Genomic DNA, 11,762 nt, shown 5'->3' with positions numbered 1-11,762 from the left:
TCCATTCCTGGTCGCCCCATTCGTAGGTGTCCAAGTTCGTGACAATCGACGCGGTCTTGGGGCGCACTTCCTGGCAAAAACTGTAAGGGTCTGATTTTTCGTAAATATGCCCTTCCCAATTTTTGATTTCGTATTTATATTTGGTGCCTTCGCCCAGTCCGGGAATAAACAATTCCCACACGCCGGTGTGGCCTTTGCGCATCTGGTGCAGCCGCCCGTCCCAGTTATTAAAATCGCCAATCACCGACACATTGCGAGCGTTGGGTGCCCAGACCGCGAAATACACCCCCTTCACGCCATCAATTTCAGTGATGTGACTCCCTAATTTTTCGTAAATGCGGTGGTGATTCCCTTCCCCAAATAAATGCAGGTCAAAATCGGTTAATTTCGGCGTTTTGAAACTGTAGGGGTCGTAAAACACCCGCTCGTGTCCCCCTTCGATGACCCGCAGTTGGTAGTTGGGCAATTCGCGAAAGGGCAACAGGCACTCAAACAGATGGGGGTCCTGCCGTGTGGTCATGGGGAATTCTTGGCGCAGCGTCGGGCATAGCACCCAGGCCGCCTGGGCATGGGGGAGATAGGCGCGGATGTGCCACTGGGTCTGGCCGTCCACTTCGACGGGATGGGGGCCGAGTACAGCAAACGGGTCGTGGTGCTGGTTGCGCACGAGTAAATCCACTTGGTCCTGGGGAAGTGGGGGTAGGGTGGTCATGCCGACAGCGAAGCCTCACAACAACTTCATCCTAAAAATCTAAAGAAACTTGGAGAATCTTATCAAATCCAGCCTGGTTGTGGGACAGGGCGACGCGGCCTGTGGTCCGGTTTAGAATAGGGGCAAGCAAGGTCGGTCAGGGGAGTGAAACCTATGGAGGGTCTAGGTTCTTGGGGCAAGGGAGTCATGGTCGGGATGCTGTGGCTGGGCACGCTCCTTCATCCCGCTCAGGCCAGTCCCAAACGCATCACCTTCTACTGCGGCACCAGTCAGGGAGCGCCAGCCACCCTCGTCCGCTCAGGAAACCGGGTGGTGCCCATCATCCGCTGGACATCAGATGCATTTGCCGAAAGTGGCTACTCCAATGAGCGGCGTTGCCAGGAAGTTTCCCGGCGTTTCCAGGCCTACTACGACGACGGTAGTTTGAGCTTTATCACCACCGGGCGGATGAACGGCCAAAATGTTATCTGCGTGGCTCGCAGTCATGGCGGGCCGTGCGCTGGCTTGTTGTTTACCCTGAAACCGGGCACCAATCCAACGCGGGTCATTAACCAATTGTTCAATATCCGCACTCGCGCCTCGGGGCCGCTCAATGAAACCACTGCCCGTCCCTACGTGGACTTCAACGAATTTCTTCAGGAAGCGGAAGGTAGTGAACCAACCCCTTGAAGGCTCGTTACCTTTGGATAGGTGGGTTAGCGCTGTTGCTGGTCTGGGGACTCTGGCAATGGCAACGGCAGGTTTCATCGTCCTTGCCGGATAACCTAACTCGCCTGGCCCGCCGTATCACCGTCCAGGTGCAAGTCGGCCAAAGCTGGGGTTCAGGAGTATTGCTCGCGCGGCGAGGTCAGACCTATGTCCTGGTTACCAATCAACACGTGCTGGACAGCGACCGCCGCGCCAATCGCTACCACGTCCGCACCCCGGATGGTCAACGGTATCTCGCCCGCATCCGTTCCTGGTTGTCAGCGGCCATTGATGCGGCCATCTTGGAATTCACCAGCTCTGAAACCTATGACCTGGCCTGTCTAAATCCCCGTTTACCTCAGGTCGGTGAGCCGGTATGGGCCGCTGGGTTTCCTTTCCCGACGGAGACCCAACCTGACCCTGGCTTGGTGGTCACCACTGGCCAAGTGCGGATGCTCCTGCCCCAACCGTTGGAAGGGGGATACCGCCTGGGTTACACCAACGAGATTTACAAGGGTATGAGCGGCGGCCCAGTGTTGAACCAGCAGGGACACGTGGTGGCCCTCAACGGCATGCATCAACCCCTATGGGGCGACCTTTATCGCTACGCCAGCGGGGAAATTCCACCGCCCCAGGTGCGCCTGCAACTGGCGGACTTGAGCTGGGGAATTCCCGTGACCGCTCTCTGGCTGTGGGTAGCCGAATTAACCCCCGCCTGCCCAACCCATCTGAACGGCTCCCTTTCACGGTAGAATAAAAGGCCACGACGCTCGTGTTGTGGAGGTTGGCTATGGGGTATCGTGGATTGCTGGCTGTACTGCTGATGTGCTGCTTTGCCCTGCTTTCGGCGTGTTCCACGGCGGTGGGCACTACGACCGAAGGGTTGACCTACGAGCAGCTCAAAAGCTTGACCTATGACCAAATCAAGGGCACAGGTTTGGCCAATAAGTGCCCCCAGTTGAGTGAGTTTGCGCGGGGGTCGCTGACGTTAGAACCGAACAAGACCTACCAGGTGACAGATTTGTGCTTGGAACCTACTAGCTTTTTTGTGAAAGAAGAGCCGACGACCAAGCGCAAGGAACCGACCTTTGTGCCGGCCAAGCTCTTGACTCGGTCGGCTACGTCGATTGATGCGGTGGAGGCCGAGTTGCAGGTGAGTCCCGACGGGGTGTTGACCCTCAAGGAAAAAGACGGGTTCGATTTCCAGCCGATTACGGTGCAGTTGCCGGGGGGCGAACGGGTGCCCTTCCTGTTTACGATCAAGGAATTGGTGGCCCAAAGTCAACCGGGGGCCACGGCGATTAACACCTCCACCGACTTTGAGGGTACCTTCAAAGTCCCGCCTTACCGCTCGGCGCTGTTTTTGGACCCCAGAGGGCGGGGGTTGGCCTCAGGCTATGATGTCGCAGTGGGGTTGCCAGCCCAAGGAGATAGCCCCCAATATGCTAAGGCCAACGTGAAGGTAGCCGAAGTTGCGCAAGGGCATCTCTCGCTGCAGGTGGCCCAGGTGGATAGTTCGACTGGAGAAATCGCCGGGACGTTCGAGAGCGAGCAACCGTCCGATACGGAATTTGGCGCCCACGAACCCCATGACGTCAAGATTCGCGGGGTATTCTACGCCCGTGTCCGCCCCGTAGCCTAAGGGTTTTCCCGGAGGCCGGTTGTCCTCTCCGTAGAAACACTGTTGCCTGGAACCCAACCGTTTGGTAGGCTGGGGACGGTAGGCAGGTTTCGATTCACAACCCATTAACCTCAGTAGCCAACGGCCATGCCCTCCACAGCTCCGACGGCATCGGAACAGGATGATACCTCTAGGAGTCAATCCCTTGCGTGGTTGAAGGCCTACCGAGCCACGCGGTCGGTTGAACTCCGGAATCGCCTGGTGCAGGCCAACATGGGTCTAGTGAGACGGGAAGCCTATCGCTATCGTCAGTGGTGCCAAGAACCCCATGAAGACCTGGTACAGGTGGGTGTGTTGGGGCTAATTCAAGCGATTGAGCGCTTTGATGTGGAACGGGGGGTGGCCTTTAGTAGTTTTGCAATCCCCTACGTACGGGGAGCTATCCAGCACTACTTGCGCGACCAAAGCCCCCTGTTGCGGTTGCCGAGGCGCTGGGCGGAGTTGCAGCAACGGGCGATGCAGGTGGTGGAACAGTGGCGGCAGGTGCAGGGACGGGAACCAACCGTCGCAGAGTTGACCCAGCAACTGGGCATTACTCCCGAGGAGTGGCAAGAGGCCCAACTGGCCTGGCGCAACCAATCCCTGCTGAGCCTGGATATGCGGGTGGGGGACGAGGACGGTCGGCCCTTGTCCTTGGGGGAGCAGGTGTGTGACCCAGAATACCGGAGTTTTCAACTGGCCCAGGAAGACCGGATTCGTCTCGAACAATGTCTTGCCCAGCTTGAGAGCCGCACCCGCCAAATTCTCGAATTTATCTTCTTTCACGAATTCACCCAAAAGGAGGTGGCAGACTGTCTCAAGGTGAGTGTGGTGACGGTCTCGCGCCACTTGAAAAAGGGGTTGAAACGGCTACAGGAATTGTTGGCAGAAGGCGGGTGACGGGCGTCCAGAGATCATAGAAAACCCTGGTTTTTCAGGCCAGGGTCTCACTGGTTTTCAGCAACGCTTGCCAGTCGCCTTGTTTAGCTAGCTTCAGCGATTTCCAGGTCGTCAGGGTCCACAAAGTGACAGATGGCATCATCAATACAAATCACAGCCCAACCCGCCGGATTGATATTCACCAACGTGTAGGGCACTTCCTCGACGAAAAATCCCTTGTGATTGCGAGTTCCCGGTTTGACTTGCACCGTTTTGCCAACCATAAACACACCTCCCGTTCGCACCTAGTGAACTGTGAAATTAAGGGTATCATCCCCTTTTTCATTTGGGGGATAAAGTTTTCTAAAAAATTTTGACCTGTTATCAATGCCAAACCGGTTTTTGTAACGAAATCGCAAGGCGAAAATGTTTGTTTTGAGCATTTGTACCTAAAATTAGCCGCTGAGGGGGAACAATTGCCGGTGTTGACCGGTCGTTTTTGTCATATTTTTTAACGGTCGTTCTCAGGCGTATTTGACCCAGAGGGTTTTGAGGTTGACAAACTCTAGGAGACCAAATTCCCCCAGTTCCCGACCGTAACCAGAGTGTTTGACGCCGCCAAACGGTAAACGCGGGTCCGATTTGACCAGGCCGTTGATGAAGACCGAACCGCACTCCAGCTCATCGAGCAGGCGGGCCTGTTCCTGGGGGTCGCGCGTCCAGGCGCTGGCACCCAATCCAAAGGGGGAATCGTTGGCGACTTGGAGGGCGGTATCCAGGTCGGGCACCACGTACACCAGGAACACAGGGCCAAAAAATTCGATGTCACGGGCACTTGGGGGTAGGTCGCTTAGAACAGTAGGCGGGTAGAACCAGCCAGGACCAGGGGGAATCTGACCGCCACACCAGCACTTGGCGCCCGCCTCGACCATCTGGGTGACCTGGCGATGGAGTTCGTCCCGCAGGGCACGGGTGGCCAGCGGCCCCAGTTCGGTGGTGGGGTCCATGGGGTCGCCCATCTTCACCGCCTGCATCCGTTCCACGAGACGGGGCAAAAAGGTGGGTGCGATCGCCGCGTGGAGAATCAGGCGTTTGGCGGCGATACAGGACTGGCCGTTGTTGATTAAGCGAGCAGTGACAGCAGTGGCCAATGCAGCGTCTAGGTCGGCGCTTGGCAGCACAATAAATGGGTCACTCCCTCCTAGCTCCAACACCGTCTTTTTCAAGGCGCGCCCAGCAGCGGTTGCCAGGGCCATGCCGGCGGGTTCACTGCCCGTCAAGGTGGCGGCTTTGATGCGGGGGTCAACCACCAGCGCAGCCACGCGCTCGGCTGGAATCAGCAAGGTCTGCAGGACGCCAGGAGGAAAACCGGCTTGGCTCACCAACTGTTCAATCGCCAGGGCGCACTGGGGAACGTTGGAGGCGTGCTTGAGCAGGAGGACATTGCCCGCCATCAGGGCTGGCGCCAGGCAGCGAAAGACCTGCCAGAAGGGGAAATTCCAAGGCATGACCGCCAGGAGTGGCCCCAGGGGTTGGCGGCGAATCCAAGTTTGGGCAACGGTGCCATCGGGTAGGCGTTCCAACGGCCCCGCTTGGTCTTGCAAAAATATCGCCCCCTGCTCAGCGTAGTAGCGGCAAACCCAGGCGCATTTGTCCACTTCGGCGAGCGCCGCTTGAATGGGTTTGCCCATTTCCAGAGTCATCAACCGCGCCCACTGTTCTCGTCCCTGGGTCAAAGCATCAGCCAGACGGTACAATCCAGCCGCCCGTTCGGTTAGGGACCAGCGGCGATACACAGCAAAGCCCTCTACGGCCAGGGTGAGTTTGGTTTCCAGTTCCGCGTCGGTTAAGGGGCTAAACGTCTGTAATACGGCACCGTCGTAGGGATTGATGCTCGCAATTGCCACGGCTGGAGTTCCCCATCTGGATTTCACTATACACCAGCAGTCTCTCGGACAACACACTTTTTTAAGCAGGTGTAATGGCAAAAGCGTTTGGTAGCGCTTCAGTCAAGTGAGGGGTCATCGTTTAGCTCCTGTAGTAACAGGGTCGCCTCCTGAAAGGCCTGGGTTGCCAGCTTTTGTTGAGAGGTGGATAAAAAAATGCCGTTTCAAGCAAATCATTTCCTGGTACGGCTTGGCCGATGCCTCCTACGATGGGATTAAAAACAAATTTCCCTTCTCGGAAGGCCATCAAGAACTTCTTGTAAGCGGCAACAGCCGACGGATAATTGCTTATTTCAGACAGAAAGACCTTTCCATATTGGGGAAACTCGCTAGCAATCTGTTCATACTGATGTATCGCCTACCCGATGGTTGAAATACACGGGATTGCTCGGGTCCAGGGCAATCGCTGCATCGTAGAGTAATAAGGCCCTCCGCACATTGCCCTTGCCCTGTCGTACAATCCAGTGGCTCTAGCCTTTGCCGTGGGATGAATCATTGTTCCCCAGGGTAACCCTATTACCCAACGGCTAACCAAAGGCCAGACCCATGCCAATGCTCAGCAATGCCGCCACCAGCGTGTTGAGCACATTTACCCACTCGTTGGTCAACCAAGGATAGCGGGTTTGCCAAGTCGCCCCGACCCAACTTTCCACCAGGTTGGCCACCACCGCCGCCAGCGTGCAGATGCCAATTCCCAGCGGTGGCACCAGACCCACGCCGTAGCCGACGAGGGCCATGACAAACCCCGCCGCGACTCCAGCCAGGGTTCCCTCCAAACTCACAGCCCCTTCTGTCCCCTTGGGCACAGGTTGCAGCGTCGTGAGCAGGATGGTGGTGCGCCCGTAGGCTTTGCCGATCTCGCTGGCCACCGTATCGTTGAGCTTGGCGGCAAAACTCCCCACGAAACCCAGCAGCCACAGGTCTCGCCCATTGGGCCATCCCACTGTTGCCACAGCGCAGAGCGCTCCTACCGCCGCTGAACCCCAGACGTTTTCCGGTCCCCGCGCGCCCCCGCGTTTTTCCGCAATGCCGGCGGCGGCCTTGACACGATAGCCCAGCTTGGTTGCCGCCGACCCCACGGCGAAATACACCAGCACTACTAGGTAGCCGCGCCACCCCAGGGTCCCCCACAGCAAAACGCCCAAGAACCAGGCGTGTAAAGCTCCCCAGCGGGTCAGCAGCGTCGGCGGTAAGACCAGCAGGGGCGCCAGCAGCACCGTGTTCAGGACCACCGCCTGTATCCACGGATGCGTCCACTGCATCAGTCCAAGCTGAAACTCACCGAGACCACCGCCGTAATGTCCTTTTCCTTCGAGGATGTGTCGTAAATCCCGTAGTCGCTCACGTCGGTGGAATAGCGCGACGTAATTTGAAACACCCCTGTATCTACGTTGCGCACCCGTCCTACGCGGCTGCCGGTGGCCTGGGCGATACTCTGGGCGCGGGCTTGGGCGTCGCGCACGGCTTCCGCTACCATCTCCACCCGCAACTTTGCCAGGTCCCTGTAGATGTACTGGGGCGGGTCGGAAATCAGGGGAACGCCTTCGTTGATCAGGTTATTGGCTTGATTCACCAGCGCCGCGATTTTATCCACCTCGGCCGAACTCACCTTCACCCGCTGAACCAGCCGGTAGGCCAGGATGCGCCCCGTCTCCCGCCCGTTGATGTTCTCCTGCAGGGGGATATTTTCCAGGGCCGCAAATACAATTTCGTTCGCTGGCACGGCCTGCTGTTGCAAAAACCGCCGGATGCGCTCGGTGTAACCGGTGACCTGGCGATAGGCCCTTTGCAACGAAGCGTCCTGACTCTCTACCCGAAATGACCAGATGATGTAGTCGGAGGTGATCGCCCGCCGTGCTGAACCCGTCACTCGAATCACTTGATTACCCCGCTGCAACCCCCGCACCGCATCCGCGGCAATGGCGCTGCTAATGACCAACGCCAGCGATAGGGACACCAGCCCCACCAGCACCTGGGGCACCTGGGTCACCCGCTCTTTGAGATTCATGGTCAACCCCTGGGGAATTGCTCCCAGCATAAAATAAACCCTCAGTCGTTGACCGAGGGTTCAGGAAAACTTCACGCGCCAAACCTACGAGTACGCAACACCCCGGTAACGCAATTGTCGCGCCGTCCGTTGCGGTAGCGGTACCCGCACCACATGGGTTTTCCAGGTCGCACCCCGGTACTTGCCCCCGATGTCCCCCTCCATCACCGGCACTACCGAGGGGTCATGCTCATACACCGCACCATGAAAATGGTATTGCATCGCGACTGCCCTCCCTTCCAACAGGACACCTAGGCCGAGAATTTTCCCTGCATGGAATTTTCCCTGGGCCTTTCTGTATCTAATTATACTGTTTATTTTGGGAAAATGTGATTTAGGGCGGGGTGGGAGTGGACCATTTAGGTGAATTTTTGTGAAGCGGCGGGGCTTGCTGAAAAGTGGGAACCTGCTCTAAAGTCGTGGGTAGGGAACGACCTGGGGTCAGGCACGCGTGCGCACGGGCGGTGGTACGAGTTGCATTGGATTGTTATCGAGTGTTAGGGGTGCCGGCGCAGACGGCAGTGGAACTCCTTGGTCCCTTGGTCGCCCAGCGGCTCAAGACGAGTTTACGTTCGGACTACTCCCCTGTAGCGGTCACGGCTCGGCGCCGGTTAATCGAGCAGGCGTATCAGCTCATAGTAGCGACAAGGACAACCGCCGATCAACCTGCGGACAATACAGAGACGCCCACCCCACCGGTGATATGGGTGGAGGGGGAAGACTTGCCGGGCGCTTTGGCCCTGTGGTTGGAGTGGGGGGAGTACGAGCAAATTCTCAAAACCGGCCAGGCGGCTTGCCACAATGGGATTCCCCCTAGCGTCTACGGGGATACGGTGCTGACGATGGTGCTGGCGTATCTGGAGCTGGGGCGCGAGCAGTGGCAGCAGCAGAACTATCAGCGCGCCGGGCTTTACCTAGAGCAGGGGCTGGCGCTATTGCAGAGCACTGGCGGGTTGTTCCCTCACCTATTGCAGGAATTGCAGGTGGACTTGGCCCGGTTGCGACCCTACCGGATTCTGGAGCTGGTGGCGTTGCCCCTGGAGGACCAGCTAGGGCGTCAGGCGGGGTTAACGCTGTTGCAGCAAATGTTGGACGCGCGCGGGGGCATTGAGGGTACGGGGGATACAGCGGCAGGATTAAGCGTCGAAGAAGGGTTGCGGTTTCTCCAGCAGTTGCGGCCCTACATGACCTTGGCTGAACAGTACGAATACTTTGGTCGAGAAGCGCGGCGACCGTCCGCCGTCGGGGCCTACCTGGCGGCCCAGGCTGCTCTCGGGTTGGGCGTCCTGCAGCGTCAACCGCAGCGGATTGGCGAAGCAGAAGGGTGGTTTCGGTTTTTGCATCGCACCCAGCCGGTGCCCCTGGAACTGGCGGTGACCACGTTGCTATTGGGGCAAACCGAGACAGCCTTGGAGTTTTGGAGCCACTACCTCACCAGCGCCAGCGTGGAGGCCCAGGTGCAGGACCTACGCCGCACCGCACCCGATGAACTGGTGGCGCTGTACCGTTATGCCCAACACTGGCTCCAGCGCGAATTGCTTCCCTTTGCGCGCCAAGTGACCGCCGCCGACTTGAGTATCCAACGTTACTTTGAGGACCCCCAGGTGGTGGCGTGGTTAGACCGCTGGCAAACTCCAGACGTGCCGACTCCCACGCCAGGGGCGGTTCCGGCGACCCCAGGGCGGCTGCGGCGACGTTCTCAACCCTATAGCTGGGTGCTCACGGGTGTCGTTGCGGTGGTCACGGCGGTAGGAGTAGGGTGGTGGCTACGCTGGCCTCGGCAACCCCTATTGCTGGTTACCCTAGAGCGACCGCCGGTTCCCTTGCCGCGTCCGAGTCCAAGTCCAGTCATAACCCCGCCGGTAGACCCACGGGCGGCGGCCCTGCAAACCTTGACCACCTGGCAAACGGTGAAGGCCCAAGCGCTGGGGGAACAGCACGCCATTGACCGGTTGAGGACGATCCTTGTGGAACCGGCGTTGAGCCAGTGGCAGGCCCGAGCGCGGCAGCTCCAAGCGGAGGGCGTTGCCGAAACCCATACCCTCAAACGCCTGGAAATCGTGCGGATGCAGATGCTGAAGCCGGATGAGATGGTGGTCGAGGCCCGCATTGAGGACCATGTCAAAGTTCAGGAGCAGGACCTGGGCAGTAGCACCTACCAAGCCCGTTACGAGCTGGTCAAATCTTCTCAGGGTTGGCGCATCCGCAGAATTTCCCTGCTGCCCTGAGCCGCTAAGATACAAACCATGCTGACTTTTTATGAGCTGCTCAGCCGCTTGCCCAAGGGTGCCCATGGCGGCGGCAATCCCACCTTGACCGGTGTAGCTAGCCTCGCGGACGCCAAGCCCGGCGAACTGACCTTCGCCGAAGACCGCCGCTGGTTGCCCCAACTCCAACAAACCCAGGCAACAGCGGTAATTTTGCCCTTAGACACTGAATTGCAGGCGGCAGCGATCGCACGGGGCTTAGCGTGGGTGGCCGTACCCGACCCGCGGCTGGCGTTTGCCCTAGCCCTGCGCTGTTTTTACCAACCAGCGACCTTGCCCCCTGGGATTCATCCCACCGCCGTCATTGACCCGACCGCTCAGGTGGCCCCCAGTGCCCGCGTGGGTCCCTATGCCGTGATCCAGGCTGAAGCGGTGCTGGAGGAGGAGGTGCAAATCGGCCCTGGCGTTGTCGTGGGACCCCAGGCTCGCATAGGCGCACGCAGTATTTTGTACGCTAACTGTACGATTTATGAGCGAACGGAGATTGGGCCAGATTGCGTGATTCACAGCGGTGCAGTCCTGGGCAGTGACGGCTTTGGATTTGTGCCAACGCCGGAGGGCTGGGTGAAAATGCCCCAGTCGGGTCGCGTCGTTGTGGAAGCCGAAGTGGAAATCGGCGCCAATACCTGCATTGACCGGCCAGCAGTTGGCGAAACCCGCATCGGGCGTGGCAGTAAGCTAGACAATCTCATCCACATCGGTCACGGCTGCCGTCTAGGGGCGGGTTGTGCCCTAGCAGCCCAGGTGGGTCTTGCCGGGGGTGTCGTGCTCGAGGATGGTGTGGTTCTCGGCGGGCAGGTGGGCGTTGCCAATCAAATACGGGTCGGGGCGCGAGCGCAAGCGGCGGCCAAAAGCGGTTTACACCAGGACGTGCCGGCGGGTGCTGTTGTAGCGGGTTACCCAGCCATGCCCCTGTCCCTGTGGCGCAAGGCAATGGTCATTGTGCAGCGGCTACCGGAGATGTATTACACCTGGCGACAACTGCGGCGACAGGCATGAGCGCAGAGAGGTGACTTCCAGAGGCGTGAGCATCCGCCAGCCACCCGGAGCCAAGTCGCCCAGGGTTAACGGCCCAATGGCCACCCGCACCAAGCGCAAGGTGGGATGCCCCACCGCCGCCGTCATCCGCCGCACCTGGCGATTGCGTCCCTCGCGCAAAGTCATCTGCAGCCACGCGGTGGGAATAGAACGCCGAAAGCGAATCGGCGGACAGCGCGGTGGAAGTTTGGGTTCGTCTGGGAGCAGCGCCACTTCCGCCGGACGCGTACGGTAGCCCTGGATGACCACCCCTTGGCGCAGTTGTTCTAGGGCATCAGGCGTCGGGATGCCTTCAACTTGCACCCAGTAGGTGCGCGGGTGACCGTAGCGGGGGTCTGTGAGCCGATGCTGTAAACGACCATCATTCGTGAGTAACAACAACCCCTCGCTGTCGTAATCCAGCCGCCCCGCCGGATAGACATCAGGGACGGGGATAAAATCCTTGAGCGTAACCCGCCCCTGGTCGTCCTGAAACTGGCACAGTACCCGATAGGGTTTGTTGAATAACAAATACCGATACTTCATC

General features: G+C 58.9%; 13 protein-coding genes. 6 read left to right on the top strand and 7 right to left on the bottom strand.

What is annotated here, in order from left to right; translation table 11 throughout:
• A partial coding sequence (locus NZ705_09420) for a hypothetical protein (GenBank protein MCS7293171.1) occupies window positions 1-712 on the bottom strand: 712 nt, incomplete at its 3' end.
• Window positions 713-865: 153 nt separating this feature from the next.
• Between NZ705_09420 and NZ705_09415 the strand changes: the two genes are divergently transcribed.
• The 4 genes from NZ705_09415 to NZ705_09400 all read left to right on the top strand — a co-directional run bounded on the left by NZ705_09415 (window position 866) and on the right by NZ705_09400 (window position 3,959).
• A complete protein-coding gene (locus NZ705_09415) occupies window positions 866-1,381 on the top strand; it encodes a COP23 domain-containing protein (protein MCS7293170.1) in 516 nt (171 codons plus the stop codon).
• Window positions 1,378-2,151: a serine protease gene (locus tag NZ705_09410; protein ID MCS7293169.1), complete on the top strand. Its 774-nt coding sequence runs from the start codon at window positions 1,378-1,380 to the stop codon at window positions 2,149-2,151. Before NZ705_09415 ends, NZ705_09410 begins: the two co-directional genes overlap by 4 nt.
• Before the next feature lie 38 nt (window positions 2,152-2,189).
• Window positions 2,190-3,041, top strand: coding sequence for a photosystem II manganese-stabilizing polypeptide (locus tag NZ705_09405; protein ID MCS7293168.1), 852 nt, complete (start codon window positions 2,190-2,192; stop codon window positions 3,039-3,041).
• A 126-nt stretch (window positions 3,042-3,167) separates the two neighbouring features.
• Window positions 3,168-3,959, top strand: coding sequence for a sigma-70 family RNA polymerase sigma factor (locus tag NZ705_09400; GenBank protein MCS7293167.1), 792 nt, complete (start codon window positions 3,168-3,170; stop codon window positions 3,957-3,959).
• An 83-nt stretch (window positions 3,960-4,042) separates the two neighbouring features.
• Here NZ705_09400 and NZ705_09395 read toward each other — a convergent pair whose 3' ends face one another.
• From NZ705_09395 to NZ705_09375, 5 genes are all read right to left on the bottom strand, one after another.
• Window positions 4,043-4,222, bottom strand: a complete 180-nt coding sequence (locus NZ705_09395; protein MCS7293166.1) for a hypothetical protein — start codon at window positions 4,220-4,222, stop codon at window positions 4,043-4,045.
• Window positions 4,223-4,462: 240 nt separating this feature from the next.
• Window positions 4,463-5,845, bottom strand: a complete 1,383-nt coding sequence (locus NZ705_09390; protein ID MCS7293165.1) for an NAD-dependent succinate-semialdehyde dehydrogenase — start codon at window positions 5,843-5,845, stop codon at window positions 4,463-4,465.
• Between the two features lie 566 nt (window positions 5,846-6,411).
• The gene (locus NZ705_09385; GenBank protein ID MCS7293164.1) at window positions 6,412-7,146 is read right to left on the bottom strand and encodes a TIGR00297 family protein; all 735 of its coding nucleotides are present in this window, start codon (window positions 7,144-7,146) and stop codon (window positions 6,412-6,414) included.
• A complete protein-coding gene (locus NZ705_09380) occupies window positions 7,146-7,922 on the bottom strand; it encodes an SIMPL domain-containing protein (protein MCS7293163.1) in 777 nt (258 codons plus the stop codon). Before NZ705_09380 ends, NZ705_09385 begins: the two co-directional genes overlap by 1 nt.
• 54 nt (window positions 7,923-7,976) lie before the next feature.
• The gene (locus tag NZ705_09375) at window positions 7,977-8,153 is read right to left on the bottom strand and encodes a DUF4278 domain-containing protein (protein ID MCS7293162.1); all 177 of its coding nucleotides are present in this window, start codon (window positions 8,151-8,153) and stop codon (window positions 7,977-7,979) included.
• A 257-nt stretch (window positions 8,154-8,410) separates the two neighbouring features.
• Here NZ705_09375 and NZ705_09370 point away from each other — a divergent pair, with 257 nt between their 5' ends.
• The gene (locus NZ705_09370) at window positions 8,411-10,159 is read left to right on the top strand and encodes an ARC6/PARC6 family protein (GenBank protein ID MCS7293161.1); all 1,749 of its coding nucleotides are present in this window, start codon (window positions 8,411-8,413) and stop codon (window positions 10,157-10,159) included.
• 18 nt (window positions 10,160-10,177) lie between these two features.
• A complete protein-coding gene (gene lpxD, locus NZ705_09365) occupies window positions 10,178-11,197 on the top strand; it encodes a UDP-3-O-(3-hydroxymyristoyl)glucosamine N-acyltransferase (protein MCS7293160.1) in 1,020 nt (339 codons plus the stop codon).
• Here the strand turns inward: lpxD and NZ705_09360 are convergent.
• On the bottom strand, window positions 11,150-11,761 hold the full coding sequence (locus NZ705_09360) for a pseudouridine synthase (GenBank protein ID MCS7293159.1): 612 nt from the start codon (window positions 11,759-11,761) through the stop codon (window positions 11,150-11,152). The two genes, lpxD and NZ705_09360, sit on opposite strands and share 48 nt — an antisense overlap.
• Window position 11,762: the final 1 nt, after the last annotated feature.

The sequence above is a fragment of the Gloeomargarita sp. SKYB120 genome (genome assembly GCA_025062155.1).
In the GTDB taxonomy this organism is placed as follows: domain Bacteria; phylum Cyanobacteriota; class Cyanobacteriia; order Gloeomargaritales; family Gloeomargaritaceae; genus Gloeomargarita.
This window is presented reverse-complemented; position numbering and strand designations above follow the sequence as displayed.